Genomic DNA, 14,111 nt, shown 5'->3' on the forward strand with positions numbered 1-14,111 from the left:
ATTTTATCACTCAATTGCTTTTTCGCAAGTTTCTTAATAGTTTCCGTTAATTCTGTTGGGTTAAAGAGTTTTAGAAAATTATCCATAATTATATTAAATAAATACTTGAGTCATTTTAATTAAGCCTAACGGTTAATATATGTGTCGTAGCAGAGCAAAATGTTACCCTGACTTCGACAAAAACTGGGCATTGGTTGCTAACTTTTCCATTCTGCAAGCATTGCATCTTACCAAAAATACAAGAACCATTGGATTAATCACTTAACTGCTATGATCACATATATGTTGTTGTACAACGTTTTATTTTCGAAGATCTTTTTCAGTCATTTCTGAATTATATCTTTTCCCATCCTTATCAAAACACCAAACATTTGAGACTTCCCTTAGTTCAGGTAAATCCTCTTTATTCAGTTTGACTTTTTGTTTAATAATTCGTCTAAATTTTCTATTTGCGTCTTGCTTGTTTTCCTTTTCCGATTTCGCTGTTGTATTTCCGTGAATTTTAGTTTTCTGTTTCGATCTACTCATAGTTCCTTCATTTTAGTTCGTGACTTTTGTAATTATTCACAGTAAGTTAACATCGTATTGAATACTCAGTTCTCCATATTGTTAATCCATTTTTGCATTTTCTTAGTAAATGGAATTTGATCTGATTTATTTATCATCTCAAGCATAAGTTTTTTAAATCCCTCATTCCATTCAATTCCTTCTCGTTCACTTAACATCTCAACATGATAAGGCCAACCCATGGCTCTTTCTTCAACTTTATATTCGATCGCGATAAATTCATCAAGCAATTTCGTCCAATGAGGCTCACCTTCTTTTCCTAAGTCAATACCATGCATGAAAGAAACGATGTTATCCTTAGTCATATCAGGCAAATACATAGACATCCTATAGAGAAAATGAATCATTTTTTCTGTCTCAAATCTTTTCATTTTTTTATATGATCGCTAACGTTCCGTGTATGGTGTCGTAGCATCCCGCAGGGTGCTATGCACTATACACATTGTTATATGCCGTTTTTATTTTATTCATTTCGTTTTTAGCGTTGGCGAGAAAGCGCTGCCGCAACCGCACGCAGGAGGATTGCAATGTGCTTGAACTTGCGTTGGCCATTAATAATACTCTTTTATATAAGCATAAGCTCGATCAAACAATACCTGGTCCTTATGTAGTTTATACTTTAATAATTGCTTTCTAAGCGACTTTTGTACTTCACGCTCACCAGCATTGGTTTGCTGCCATCCAGGGAAACTCACTACTCTTACAATTGCATCTATATCATTTACGATTCGTTCTACTACGGCAGGTGTTTCGTCTGTTTTTAGTTCCAAAAACAAATCTGATAAAGCAGCCTTTGGTGATTTCTCTTCAATCAACTCCACTAACTCCTTTTCTGCTTGAATGGTCTCTTTCGCTATTTTACAAAGCTCTTTTACGAATTCTATAGAAGTGATTAACCCTCTTTCGGCTTTGTCTCTAAGAGCTTCCAATCGTTCGCTCAGTTTCTTAAAGGTTGGATTTTGTCCATGTTTTTTAAAACGCTTAACCAGTATTTTCTCTAACGTCTTGGCATTCTTTGGATCTGGATTGTTAAAGATGTCTTCAATCACATCAGCATCCAAGACAAACTCTTGCAATTGGTGTACATCTCCAACATGCACATTCTCATGTATTAACTTCGTAGTTTGAGCTCCTAAAGAGAACCATAAGAGCTTACCAATATTATCAGATGCTGGTTTTACGGATTCGAATACTTGGGAGAGCCATTTGTAATCCGCATAATGTAAATCCAAAATGTTGTCTGGCGACAATGATTCCCAAAGTTTCGATAGGTATTTGTAGTCCTTAGCAAAAGCATCTTTGGCTTCATCTGTTTTGATAGCATTTTGAGCAGCTTCTAGACCTTCAAATCCATCTAGTGTTCTATCTACTCCCTCAAAATGGCTCAATGCATCTTTCATGGCTTGTGGTAACTTTTCTCTTAGCTCTGAAAGGTTCGAAATTACCTGCTTTACAGACTCCTCATCAAACTGTAAGGCTTTTGCTGCATCATCAAACACTCCGAAATAATCTACAATTCTACCAAATGTCTTACCTGGATATAAACGGTTGGTTCTACAGATAGCTTGTAATAGCGTGTGGTCTTTTAATGACTTATCTAAATACATGGTTTGTAGTACAGGAGCATCAAAACCAGTTAATAACTTAGCCGTTACAATGATAAATTTGGTATCTGATGAGGGATCGCTAAATTTCTCTACAATCTTTTCTTGTTGACTTTTATCAACGCCCCATTTTTGCTTGAATTCAAAATCATCATTGGCTGAAGTAGACATCACTACCACACTGGCTTCTTCTGGGAAGTATTTATCTAATTCTTCCTTGTATTGCACACAGGCATAACGATCTGGTGTGACAATCATAGCCTTAAAACCGTGCGGATCTACCTTTTCTTTGAAGTGATTTGCAATGTCTTCAACGATTTTAGAAACACGCTCTGGTGATTTCAAGAATGCAGCCATTTTAGCCGATTTCTGATTCAAAGCATCTGCTTCTTCATCTGATAAAGCGGTACTTTCTTTAAAGTCAGCCATTGCTTTATCAATGGTTTCTTTATCGACATGAACGTCTACCAATCGAGGTTCAAAATGCAAGGGCAAAGTAGCATCATCGCGAATGGAATCATGGAAAGTGTAACGAGACATATAGCCGCCTTCATCTTCCTCAGAACCAAAGGCCCAAAAGGTGTTTTTGTCAGCTTTGTTTACGGGTGTTCCTGTTAAACCAAATAAGAATGCATTTGGTAAAGCAGCACGCATGGTGCGACCCAAATCTCCTTCTTGCGTTCTGTGCGCTTCATCTACCAATACAATTACATTATCTCGTGTGTTCATATTGGGCTTCGCATCTCGGAACTTGTGAATCATCGAAATAATAATCTTGCGAGTGTCTCTTTCTAATAAAGTTTGTAATTCTTTAATGCTATCGGTGCTTTCCACATTAGAAACATCTGCTGCATCAAATATTCCGCTGATTTGTGTATCTAAATCTGTACGGTCTACCAATACAATTACGGTTGGGCTTTTTAAATCTGGTTCTCGTCTGAGCTTCTGCGCTGCAAAAACCATTAAGAAGGATTTTCCCGATCCTTGGAAATGCCAAATCAATCCTTTTTTAACTCGACCTTCTTTGACTCGCTCAACAATTTTATTGGCTCCTTCGTATTGCTGAAAACGAGGAATGATTTTAATTCTTCGTTTCTTTTTATCCGTAGAGAACAAAGAGAAGTTACGCATGATGTCTAACAAACGAGTAGGGCTCACCAAGTCGGATAATTCTTTACCAATTTCTGAAAGCCCAAGGCGTTTGGCTATGGCATCTTCATCATTTTCTATGCGCCAAGGTGCCCAAAACTCCAATGGACAACGAACAGCCCCGTAATACAACTCTTTACCTTCTGTAGCGAAAGAAAGGATGTTCGGCACAAACAGTTGAGGCACTGCATTTTCATAAATATCATGTACTTCATGTGCTCCATCTAACCAACTTACTGAAGGACGAATAGGTGTTTTGGCTTCTCCTACCACCACGGGAATTCCATTGATAATCATCACGATATCTGGAATTTTGGTTTCTCTATGATGAATTCGGTATTGGTTGGTAACTACATAATTGTTGTTGGTTAACTCTTCAAAGTCTATGAGACGAACAGGGACATGACGGTTGTTTTCTCCAAAAGGCATGGTTTTCTCACCTGTCATCCATTTGAAAAACTCTTCATTGGCTTTGACCAATCCCACTTGATTCACAGCAATTAAAACCGCTCTAAGTTTGTAAATCACTTCATCTGCCAATTCTGGTTTAGCAGCAATGTCTGGGTTTAAACGTATAAGAGCTTCTTTAAGCTCTGATTCTACCAATACTTCATTGACTCCACGCTGAATCTCATCTGAAGATTTATATACCCATTGTACACTATAACCTACCTGTGGTTCATTGGCTTCTTTGCTATTTAAATTCACCCCACTGAGTTGGTGAATGATGTAATGCTCTACGCTATTTAATTCATTGAAACCCATTATTAGAATATTTGGTTGATTAAACTTTTTTGAAGGGATTGAGAGCTAGAAATCTTACTCGAAATATCTGTCAATTTCTCATCTAAAGTGCTGAACTTATCTAGGTATGAACTAATTTCATTTTCAGTTGGTAAAAAAACATTGGTCAACAAAGCGTCATCTCTATTTAATCCTGGCACGGCAGTCGCAATTGAATGTTTTTTCAAATTTGAAGCGATAAGCAAGTAATAAAAGAATTTCAATGGAACATGTTTGAATTCTTCATTGATTAAAACAAAATAAGCTGTATCAGTTGTCCAAAAGTTATCATCTAACCATGTTACCTGACCAACATTCCCCTTTCTACCAACAACAATTCCTGGACCTTCAGTTTTATATTCATTATGTGTCCCTTGAATCCCAGAAGAAGTAACAACATTATATTCTCCCTCTTTGCGATCAGATTCTTTTAATGCACTACCGTAATTAAAAGTCATTAAGTCTTTTATTTTGTGTTTTGTCCAATTTTCTTCTGAACTAGTAAACTTTTTAAAAAGACTGTTTTTGATTACTTCAGTTCTTTCTAAAACGACCTTCTCCCTCTCAATCACATCATCCATAGCCCAAAGTAATTTGGCTAGTTGGGCTTGTTGATCATTGGGGGGGAGGAGGAATTCTTGATGCTTTAAGTCACCCCAGTTTATAGTTGGCGAAAGTCCACCAACAGAAATATCCACCATACGGTGCATAAACTGATTAGAGTGCAAAAAGAAAGGAAATAGTTTTGGGTCTATCACTTCTGGATTTGCTCTAAAAACAAAAGCGTGTGCAGAGCAGATACCATCAAAATCAACTATTGCAGCTTTTCTTTGATAAGCTCGCCTTTTTCCGAAAATAATATCACCAGGATAACATCTTAATTTGCCACCTTTTACATCAGCAGGAATGCCTTTTCTTCTTATATGAATATCTTCTCCATTGAGATGTTCTAAACCAACATAAATATCAACTTCTGCTTCTTCAGGTTTTACTGTTTTGGATATTTTTTGAGCAATTTCTTCAAACTTGAAAGACGTCCAATTACTCTTATCCAAATTCTTCAAATCTATTTTTTCAGTCATTGTCTCCATATTAATTCAAGATTTGAAAAAGTTCGTTCATGCTTTCTTTTAACTCATTAGATTTCTTGTTCCAATTGGTTAAAGCTTCATCAATAGACAATGAATCTTCATTATTTTCAACATTACTTACATACTGAGCAATATTTAGACTTCCCTTGCTTTCTAAAATTTCTTCCACAGAAACGAGCTTAGAAAACTCTTCTATCTCCTTGAAATCTTTATAATTATTGTAGATTTTTTCAATATGATTTGCTTCTAGGAAAGCAATGTTCTTTTCTTGCTTTACTTCCTTAACCGCATTAATAATCAAAACCTTTCCTTTTCTTTCTGCAGACTTGTTGGTTTTGGTTATCAATAAACAAGCCTCCATTGGCGAGTTATAGAATAGATTTGGTCCTAAACCAATGACACATTCCACCAAATCATCTTCAATCATCTTTCTTCTCATTTCTGCTTCAGAATCTCTAAAGAGTACACCATGCGGCCAAAGCGAAATAGAACGTCCGTTATCGTTATCTAAACTCTTTTGGATATGCTGCTGAAAGGCATAATCGGCACAACCTTGTGGCGGCACCCCCCATAAATTACGTCCGTATGGATCGTTGGTAAATGCTTTTTGGTCCCAGGCTTTAATGGAATAAGGAGGATTCGCCAAAATCACATTGAACTTCTTCAATTCATCATAGTGCAAAAAGGCAGGATTGGCCAAAGTATCACCACGTACAATACTAAACTCCTCAATACCGTGCATAAACATGTTCATACGTGCAATGGCAGAGGTAATGAGGTTAATTTCTTGTCCGTATAATTTAAGCGTACGGTATTCCTTGTCTTCTTCTTTTAAATGCAACGCACAGTTCAATAACAAACCACCAGAACCACAGGTAGGATCATATACCGATTCGCCCGGTTGCGGATCCATGATTTTGGTCATGAGCGTTACTACCGTTCTGTTGGTATAAAACTCTGCTGCGGTATGCCCGCTATCGTCTGCAAATTCCTTAATAAGGTATTCGTAGGCGTTTCCTAATTTATCATCTGGGATATTGCTTAAACTTAATTTGTGTTGAGAATAATGCTCAATAAGGTTAATTAGTGTTTCATCACTCAAACGGTTTTTGTTGGTCCAAGAAGCATCACCAAAGATTCCGTACAAAGTATCAGGATTCGCTTTTTCAATGGCGCGCATGGCATCTTGTAAAGCCACACCCACATTTACCGTAGTTTCTCTTACGTCTTTCCAATGTGCTCCTTCAGGTACTTGGAAGTGATGATGCTCAGCAAAAGCTGCATATTCCATATCGCCATCACTTTCAGCCAATGCACTTTCAAATTCTTCATCATACACATCACAGATACGTTTGAAGAACAAGAGTGGGAAGATATACTGTTTGTAATCTCCTGCGTCTATCGTTCCACGCAATTGGGTAGCTGCACCCCAGAGGTATTTTTCTAATTCTTTTTGGGTCATGCTGTTAGTATTTCTAGTGATTGTTGGATTGCTTCAAATGCCTCTATATCTATAGCTTCATGCGCTTCATCTTTTCTTTTTCTATGTAACACATGTAACTGTACGTTTTCCAATTCATTGGAAGTTTTGAAATTATTATCCATCTGGGTAGGGTTAATATTTCCACCAAAAACCACCACCATATTGTATTGTAATGCGTCCGAAATTTTAATGTCTAGTACGGATTTATCGTGTTTGTCTCGTATCCAGGCATTTTGTCCTTTTAACTTTTCAATGAATCGATTTTTATCCAACATGTAGTTTTCTGCATTTCTGTTCCACCCCAGGTTGGATTTTAGGTCAAAATAATGCGTCATTACACCATTATCTACAATCGCCAAATCAGGTTTAAAGGACTTAGCTTTCTCATTTTCTGAAAATCTGATTGAAATGACTTTGTCTACAAAATATTCAACATCTTTCCTGTTCACTTTTTGAGCTATGTAGAGTGCAAATAAGTCTTCCAAATAGCCAGACATAACATGAGCCATTCCACGCTTTATCTTATATCCTCCATCACCTTCAAGTAGATGATTCGAATCTTTATATTTCTGATGTACTTTCTCGAAAAATTGTACTTCTGTCATGCTATATAAATTCCTTTAAAATCGTTTTAAACTTTTCCTCTGCTTCTAAGCTTTTTTGCCAAGCGATTTTCAAATCAGCTAATGCTTCTTCCACACTCGGTAGGTTATCTTCAATTATCTTTTCTACATACAATGGAATATTGAGGTTGAAATCGTTTTCCTCTAAATCCGCTTTAGAAGCTACTTTTACATGATTCTCTACATCTTCAAAAGCATTGTACCAATCAAATATTTGTGTTACATGCTCTGGTTCTAGATAATTCTGTGCTCTACCAACACGCACCTGATCGGAAGCATCAATGAATAAGACTTTATCCTTTTTATCAGCATCTTTTTGTTGTTTGAAAACCATCACACAAGCAGCTAGTTGTGTTCCGTAAAAGATATTTGGCCCGAGCCCAATAACAGCTTCCAACATATCCTGCTCTAATAATGCTTTTCTGATTTTTCCTTCTGCACCTTTTCTGAACAGAGCACCATGCGGTAAGACAACTGTCATTCTTCCAGAATCATTCATGGATTTGATCATGTGCTGTACCCAAGCCATGTCTCCATTTCCTTTTGGTGGAACACCAGCTATATTTCTTCCATAAGGATCACTAGACCAATTTTCTGCACCCCATTCTTTTAACGAAAATGGAGGGTTGGCAATCACACAATCGAATCTTTGTAATCCATCTGCCTCAAAAAAGGCAGGATTTCTAAGTGTATCGCCTCTATGTATTTGGAAGTCTTCAATACCATGCAAGAACATATTCATTCTCGCAATAGAACTAGATGTAAGGTTCTTCTCTTGTCCGAATAACTTCAGTGTTCTGTAATCTTCTTTGGCATCTTTTAAGTGATCTACACATTCTAAGAGCATGCCGCCCGTACCACAAGCAGGGTCGTAAATAGTTTCTCCTTCATGTGGGTCAAGAATTAAACCTAGGAGATGAACCACTGAACGAGGTGTATAGAATTCCCCCGCTTTTTTATTGGTTAAATCAGCAAAATGCTTGATTAAGTATTCGTAAGAATTACCGAGGAGGTCAGCATCTACATTGCTGTTGCATAAATCGTATTGAGAGAAATGCTCGATTAGGTCAATCAGTAATCTATCCGATAACTTATTCTTGTTGCTCCATTGGGCATCTCCAAAAATCCCATACAAGAATTCCTGGTTGGCTTGCTCAATGCCTCTAAGTGCTTTCTCAATGGCTAATCCAACATTGGTTGTTGTTTCACGCACATCTTTCCAATGACAATCATCAGGAATAACAAAACGGTGAAATTCGGGAAGGTTTGCGTATTCTTCATCTCCATCAGATTCTTCCAACGCAACACGATACTCTTCATCATACACATCCGATATTCTTTTAAAAAAAAGTAATGGAAAGATGTAAACCTTAAAATCCGAAGCGTCTACAGGTCCTTTTAGAATCCAGGCAGCTTTGGAGAGGTATTGTTCAAGTTGTGATAATGTTATTTTTTCTTTAGTCATTGTCTTTTGTCGGCATAATTAATTCACGCACATCTACATCAAGTATGTGTGCAATTTCATTTAGTACTTCCAAGCGTGGTTGTTGTCTATTCTGGACATAGCCATTTACCATATTGTAGCTTTTACCTAGCTTTTCGGCCAACCAAGTCTGCTTGATTCCTTTTTCTTTTAGTACTTCTTTTATTCTGTTCATTTCGTTTCAGAATTGGAAAGCACCAATTTAAGGATTTAGATTAAATATATCGTATTTCGTGATATAAAATGTTTGAAATACTTAACAGGGTGGCAGTGGGGAAGTGAAAGCTCTTTTACTGCGGAGGAACGGAGCAGAAAATGTGCTTGAACGTGCGGTGGACTTTTTACTGCAATGGCATACAACGTTTCGTATAAACTGCGTTTTAATGCAGTTTATACTTTGTTATAGCCTTTTTATATTTAATTCGTATTCCTTTATTTTCTGATCTAGACGATTATTAAGATAAGCATTTTTACCATTAAGGTGGTAAGAAATTGTTTTTGCTTCTTCAGAATATTTTATTGTTTTTTCCAAGCTCCAGTGTTTTGGAGGAGTTTGCAAGTTGGTTATTCTGTCTGCAAGTTTAACGATACCAACCTCCTTTTCTAATTGATTTATTCGATTTAGGCTATCAATCATTCTTTCATTTTTTGTGTTTAGGCTTTCATTCTTAGTTAAAGCTTGTACGGCAGTAGCTACTTTTTCTCCAAATTTATCCTTTACTTCATTAAAGTCTACATTAGTATCCTCAATTGTGTCGTGCAGAATTGCCACTTGAATTGCAAAATCTATATCAAAGGATTTTTTGGCGGTATATGCTAATAATACTTCCATTGCAACATTGGATATGTGCAGTAAGTAATTGGAATTAGTTCCTGGAACCTTTTGTTCACTATGCTTTTCTCCAGCAAATTTCATTGCCTCTTGATAGAGTTCTTGAGTCATTTAGTTCTGTTATTTTTATATTCTATCCACTCAGGAAGAATGCAATTATCCCACCAGTTCATTGTTTCGTAAATCCAAGGTTGCCATCCATTACCATTATTTCTTGAAATTTTTGCAACAGGTCTTTTTTTGAAATTTAGTTGAAAATGTTGCATACCTAAATATGGAATCGTTGTCTTTTCTTCATCTGTTTCAAATTGATAAAATTTACTCAAAAAATTTGATAAATTCTGTGCTTTATATTTATTTACAAATATTCCTTCGATAAAGTTATCAGTACCTTTAAGTTTTAAAAATTCGTCTTTACTTAAATTGTTTATTTTATTTTCATCAATTCCAATTTCATAATCGTTGTCAGCAGAATAAGTTCCGCTTATATTTACAATAAAGCAACATTGCTTTTTATCTACTAATATTTTTTTTTCTATATCAAATTGATAGAAAATTTCCTGAAATTTATCAATTTTGTCTTTTTCAAATACGATTTCTATTTCATCAAATTTAAAAAAGAAAAAACCATTATACTTGGGATTATTTAGAAGAATACCATTGAAAAACATTTTAGTATAATCACCACCTCTTATTTCCCAAACATCAACTAAAGAACTATCAATACCAAGTTTTCCACCTGCTCTTTTTGATCTCCAAATAAAATCAATACAGTTATTTTCTTTATTATCGAATACATTCAATTCTTCATCTAACAAAGCAGTTTTCACAATGTTTTCAGAGATTTCATTTTTGTTTAAAATGGTTTTGTCAATTTTAGGATATACCCGAACTATTCTTGTATAATAATTACCCATTCGTTTATTGATAGTGATTGGCTATAACGGTCTAGTGTATGAAATGTAGCGTATAAAAAGACACTAACTTATCGGATTAACACAGAACCGAATTCTTATATTTTGTTTTTAATTTATCATTTTTTTAAATGCCTACCGAAGGACTACGACTACCAAAAAAGAAAATAAAAGAAGAAGTCGTAAATTAAAAATTTGGTAATCTTTTTAAATAAGCACTAACCTTTAGGTTAAGCATTTATTAGCTATGTTTTATACATGTTGTTACCACACGTTTTTAGCACACATCATATCCGATTTCTATAGATATTTGATTATTATTTGTTTTTTCAACGACTATAGTCATATCACAATATCTGTCAATTTGAAAAATATATTTTTTTTGATTCTCTGATTGTTCTATTTCAAAATTCCTTTTATTTAGAGATTCATTTATAAAATTTAAGTCAGATTTATTAAATAATTTTTCTGCAATCCACAAAGCTTTTTTAAATATTTTGCTTTCGTCATTTAAATTCAGTTCCGATTTTTCTAAAAGTAAATTCCCATAAAACGAAAAGTGATTACAACCTCCACGAGTTACGATTAATGTATTTCCGTCGTCAAGTTTTATTGTTGCCTTTTTTTGCTTATTATCCCAAACGTAATTTGAAAATTCAGGGATTTCTTTGAGAAAATCATCCGTTTGAGTATTGAAGTCAAAAACACAATCATCTTCTTGGTCAGCTAGCCAGACCGATGTGTCATTTATTTTTTGTTCACTTAAACTTTTCTGATCTGATAAAAAAGCATTGAAAACATAAACGGTGTCTTTACCTTTCTCAACTCCATACCATTCTCCTTTTAGAGTTTTTTCACCGTCTTTTACTTGGTCTAATATCTTTGTTTTTTCAATTACCAGTAATTTCGTGTTTAAATTAAATTTACTTATTATTTTTCCTTTGGGAGATTCTCTATAATTTAAACCAGACTTTGCGTTAACATAATAATACTCATTGTCTTTTTCTTGAGCTAACTTTTTTTGCTTACTGATAGAATCTTTATAAGTGGTATTTTGTTTTTTCGAAGGCTCAAATTCTTTACTAGAAGTAACTTCTTTACAGCTAAAGACGTTTATCAAAATAAACGAAAGTATTAAGTGAAGAGATTTTTTCATAAATTATATTATTCCATTTCAATTCCAATTCCAATTATTACTATTAAAATTCCTTGTATCATTGGTCTTGTCAAATGTGTGGTAACGGTCTTGAATAAGCGCAGTAGCGGATTTTACGTACTAATTTTTCCGTTAAGAACAGACCTTATTTAAGTTTACTGACTTTGGCATAAGCACTAAAACCGCTATTATTTTTATACATTGTTGGGCACAGTACTTTTTTCTTTCAATTCCTCAATTATCATTTCCTGTGATTGGATAATTTCAATATCCGATTCCAATTCAAAAAGCCTGTTACCTCTTGATTCTCTGCGAGTTTGAATTACAATTTTTAAATCAAATTCTTTTCCTTGGCAAGATTTTTCAAGTTTCTCAATTGCATCATTTAGAGTTTCTTTCTTCCCTTGAATTTTTACTGGTACAGGTTTCTCGTTAAAATGCTTTCTTAAAAACCCATCAATTCCAGAGTTTCTTTGAACTGGCAGAGCATCAATACTTTTAAGAATTGCCATCTCGTATTCAGATTTTTCAAGGTAGCTATTATAACCTTTGTTTAATAAAGCAGAATCCGTGATTATCATTTCTTCCAATCGTCTATTTGCAAGTTCAACAGCATCTTTGGAAGCATCAATTCCAATAAAGTTTCTGTCCATAGATTTAGCAGCTACACAAGTTGTTCCACTACCACAAAAAGGGTCAACAACTAAATCTCCTTTATCTGTTACAATCTTAATTATTTCTTTTAAAAGTAAAACAGGTTTTTGTGTTGGATAGCCAACTCTCTCTTTTGCTTTAGGATTGAGATAAGGAATTTCCCAAGTATCTGATAATGGCACGCCTTTTTTTTCTTTTCCTAAAACAATATTGCCATTTTCATCTGTTTTGTAGATTGACTTTCCATTGGCAGTTTTTTTTCTGTCTTGTAAGATTTGGTCAATATTTGTTGTAGCAGCGTAATTTGTGTAATATTGATTGAATTTAAAGTTCTTACTTTTTGAATAGAAATATATATTCTGATGCGAGTTTAAAAGTCCTTTTTTTGAATTAGACCATCTTTTGTAACTCCAAATAATTTCACTTTGGAAATTTTTCATACCAAAAACTTTGTCAAGAGTTACTCTGATATAATGAGAAGCAACTTTGTCGCAATGAAGAAAAACACTTCCGGTTTCTTTTAAAACTCTTTTACATTCTTTTAGGCAAGATTCAATTAAATCTATATAGTCATCTAATGAGTTCCAGCTATCGCTGAATTCATATTTTTTTGACTCATCTCTTGTTACTAATGAATGTTTTTTTGAGTAAAAAACGGCGGGTCAAAATATATTAAATCAACGGAATTCGATTCTAATTCTTTTAATTTGTTGATACAATTTCCCTTATATATTTTATCTACTTCCATCCGCTTTAGTCTTTTTATCTGCAATAGAAGTTAGGATTTCTAATAAATCGTAGCCAGTATATTTTTTGACAAAATTCCAAGCTTCATCTCCACCATAATATTCTCCTTTTACACCTTTATAATAAGTAGCAAGTATTTTTTGAATTTTTATTGCTTGTTTTCTTTGAGGATAGTAAAACATAACTCGAATTGGTTTATAGCCCTAACTTGTTATGCACTCAACTCTTGTATGTTCTTTTGTTATGTGGTCTCCATCTGTTGTAGCATCTCGCCATTTGATTTCAATTGCATTGTTACCATCTAAAAAGTCAATTTCAAACGTTTTAGGTTTTGAGCCTACTGTATTATCTACAAGCGTTCTTTTTCCTTTTAAATTATTAAATTTGAAACATAGAACAGTAGCTTCCTCTAAAAAAGAGCCTGCATATTTGTAGAGAAATCGACCTGTATTTTGATAAACATCAATTAATTGACCTCTTTCATTAGAAATTCCCAATACTCTATAAATTAGATAATGAGAAGTATCATCTTCGAGCATTTCTTCTTTTCTATCCTCTATCTTTCCATTCAGAGTTTCAGCATATCTATTGGAAAGTTCTTCGATTTTTGAATATAGCAACTCAAAGTCCGTTCCGTCCTTTTTCGCTTGCAGGATTTGTTGATTTCCGTATGTTTCTGCATCCTCCATTAAAGTGTTTCTAGTTTTCTCTTTTGTCTCAATTCCTAGAGATTTACAGTAATCTACAAGTTCTTTTTTATTCAATTTATATAGTTTCAATTAGTTCTTAAATTTTAACAAATTTAAGAAATTTAAATCCTTTTGCAGAGTTCTTTTGGGTATTGTGCCCAACGTCTCTTGTATGTTGCGTTTGCCTGCCGAAGGAGGCATATGCAATATACAAATTGTTAGGCTTAGTTTTTTTATATCTCAAAAATAGGATTTAATATACTTTGATATTTATTAATAGCTGGAGTAATAATTTCTTCCTTAGCTTGTTCAATGGTTAAAACTACTTCTAAACCG

The 14,111-nt window shown here is 34.4% G+C and carries 13 protein-coding genes and 1 pseudogene; 1 reads left to right on the plus strand and 13 read right to left on the minus strand.

Annotated elements, in window-relative coordinates; translation table 11 throughout:
* Positions 1-139: 139 nt before the first annotated feature.
* A complete protein-coding gene (locus FHK87_RS26565) occupies positions 140-265 on the plus strand; it encodes a hypothetical protein (protein WP_262711284.1) in 126 nt (41 codons plus the stop codon).
* A 35-nt stretch (positions 266-300) separates the two neighbouring features.
* On the opposite strand, the gene FHK87_RS25835 is transcribed toward FHK87_RS26565, so the two are convergent.
* The 13 genes and pseudogenes from FHK87_RS25835 to FHK87_RS25895 all read right to left on the minus strand — a co-directional run bounded on the left by FHK87_RS25835 (position 301) and on the right by FHK87_RS25895 (position 13,775).
* Entirely contained in the window at positions 301-528 is a 228-nt protein-coding gene (locus FHK87_RS25835) for a hypothetical protein (protein WP_140597797.1), read from the minus strand.
* 65 nt (positions 529-593) lie between these two features.
* Positions 594-938: a hypothetical protein gene (locus FHK87_RS25840; protein ID WP_140597799.1), complete on the minus strand. Its 345-nt coding sequence runs from the start codon at positions 936-938 to the stop codon at positions 594-596.
* A gap of 180 nt (positions 939-1,118) precedes the next feature.
* Positions 1,119-4,085, minus strand: coding sequence for a type I restriction endonuclease subunit R (locus tag FHK87_RS25845; protein WP_140597801.1), 2,967 nt, complete (start codon positions 4,083-4,085; stop codon positions 1,119-1,121).
* Positions 4,086-4,087: 2 nt separating this feature from the next.
* A complete protein-coding gene (locus FHK87_RS25850) occupies positions 4,088-5,185 on the minus strand; it encodes a restriction endonuclease subunit S (protein ID WP_226294428.1) in 1,098 nt (365 codons plus the stop codon).
* A gap of 10 nt (positions 5,186-5,195) precedes the next feature.
* Complete coding sequence (locus FHK87_RS25855) at positions 5,196-6,656, minus strand: type I restriction-modification system subunit M (RefSeq protein WP_140597805.1); 1,461 nt, start codon at positions 6,654-6,656, stop codon at positions 5,196-5,198.
* A complete protein-coding gene (locus tag FHK87_RS25860; RefSeq protein WP_140597807.1) occupies positions 6,653-7,282 on the minus strand; it encodes a hypothetical protein in 630 nt (209 codons plus the stop codon). The genes FHK87_RS25855 and FHK87_RS25860 overlap by 4 nt, the downstream gene beginning before the upstream one ends.
* 1 nt (position 7,283) lies before the next feature.
* Positions 7,284-8,765 (minus strand): type I restriction-modification system subunit M, encoded by a 1,482-nt coding sequence (locus tag FHK87_RS25865; RefSeq protein ID WP_140597809.1) that lies wholly within the window; start codon positions 8,763-8,765, stop codon positions 7,284-7,286.
* Complete coding sequence (locus FHK87_RS25870) at positions 8,758-8,958, minus strand: helix-turn-helix domain-containing protein (protein WP_140597812.1); 201 nt, start codon at positions 8,956-8,958, stop codon at positions 8,758-8,760. The genes FHK87_RS25865 and FHK87_RS25870 overlap by 8 nt, the downstream gene beginning before the upstream one ends.
* Before the next feature lie 225 nt (positions 8,959-9,183).
* Entirely contained in the window at positions 9,184-9,726 is a 543-nt protein-coding gene (locus FHK87_RS25875) for an HD domain-containing protein (protein WP_140597814.1), read from the minus strand.
* A complete protein-coding gene (locus tag FHK87_RS25880) occupies positions 9,723-10,532 on the minus strand; it encodes a hypothetical protein (RefSeq protein WP_140597816.1) in 810 nt (269 codons plus the stop codon). Before FHK87_RS25880 ends, FHK87_RS25875 begins: the two co-directional genes overlap by 4 nt.
* A 274-nt stretch (positions 10,533-10,806) precedes the next feature.
* Positions 10,807-11,685, minus strand: a complete 879-nt coding sequence (locus FHK87_RS25885) for an SH3 domain-containing protein (RefSeq protein WP_140597818.1) — start codon at positions 11,683-11,685, stop codon at positions 10,807-10,809.
* 194 nt (positions 11,686-11,879) lie between these two features.
* Positions 11,880-12,905 carry a DNA-methyltransferase gene (locus tag FHK87_RS25890; protein WP_226294429.1) on the minus strand — a complete coding sequence of 342 codons (1,026 nt, stop codon included), beginning with the start codon at positions 12,903-12,905 and terminating at the stop codon, positions 11,880-11,882.
* Positions 12,906-13,073: 168 nt separating this feature from the next.
* Positions 13,074-13,775, minus strand: a pseudogene (locus FHK87_RS25895) (ApaLI family restriction endonuclease).
* Positions 13,776-14,111: the final 336 nt, after the last annotated feature.

Origin of the sequence: Aquimarina algicola (assembly GCF_006443095.1) — a bacterium.
In the GTDB taxonomy this organism is placed as follows: domain Bacteria; phylum Bacteroidota; class Bacteroidia; order Flavobacteriales; family Flavobacteriaceae; genus Aquimarina; species Aquimarina algicola.

What these genes read in the sequence shown, in the direction of transcription:
- FHK87_RS25845 (WP_140597801.1), bottom strand. Translation starts at nt 4,085, where the DNA reads ATGGGTTTCAATGAATTAAATAGCGTAGAGCATTACATCATTCACCAA.
- FHK87_RS25875 (WP_140597814.1), bottom strand. Translation starts at nt 9,726, where the DNA reads ATGACTCAAGAACTCTATCAAGAGGCAATGAAATTTGCTGGAGAAAAG.
- FHK87_RS26565 (WP_262711284.1), top strand. Translation starts at nt 140, where the DNA reads ATGTGTCGTAGCAGAGCAAAATGTTACCCTGACTTCGACAAAAACTGG.
- FHK87_RS25835 (WP_140597797.1), bottom strand. Translation starts at nt 528, where the DNA reads ATGAGTAGATCGAAACAGAAAACTAAAATTCACGGAAATACAACAGCG.
- FHK87_RS25840 (WP_140597799.1), bottom strand. Translation starts at nt 938, where the DNA reads ATGAAAAGATTTGAGACAGAAAAAATGATTCATTTTCTCTATAGGATG.
- FHK87_RS25855 (WP_140597805.1), bottom strand. Translation starts at nt 6,656, where the DNA reads ATGACCCAAAAAGAATTAGAAAAATACCTCTGGGGTGCAGCTACCCAA.
- FHK87_RS25860 (WP_140597807.1), bottom strand. Translation starts at nt 7,282, where the DNA reads ATGACAGAAGTACAATTTTTCGAGAAAGTACATCAGAAATATAAAGAT.
- FHK87_RS25870 (WP_140597812.1), bottom strand. Translation starts at nt 8,958, where the DNA reads ATGAACAGAATAAAAGAAGTACTAAAAGAAAAAGGAATCAAGCAGACT.
- FHK87_RS25885 (WP_140597818.1), bottom strand. Translation starts at nt 11,685, where the DNA reads ATGAAAAAATCTCTTCACTTAATACTTTCGTTTATTTTGATAAACGTC.
- FHK87_RS25865 (WP_140597809.1), bottom strand. Translation starts at nt 8,765, where the DNA reads ATGACTAAAGAAAAAATAACATTATCACAACTTGAACAATACCTCTCC.
- FHK87_RS25880 (WP_140597816.1), bottom strand. Translation starts at nt 10,532, where the DNA reads ATGGGTAATTATTATACAAGAATAGTTCGGGTATATCCTAAAATTGAC.
- FHK87_RS25850 (WP_226294428.1), bottom strand. Translation starts at nt 5,185, where the DNA reads ATGACTGAAAAAATAGATTTGAAGAATTTGGATAAGAGTAATTGGACG.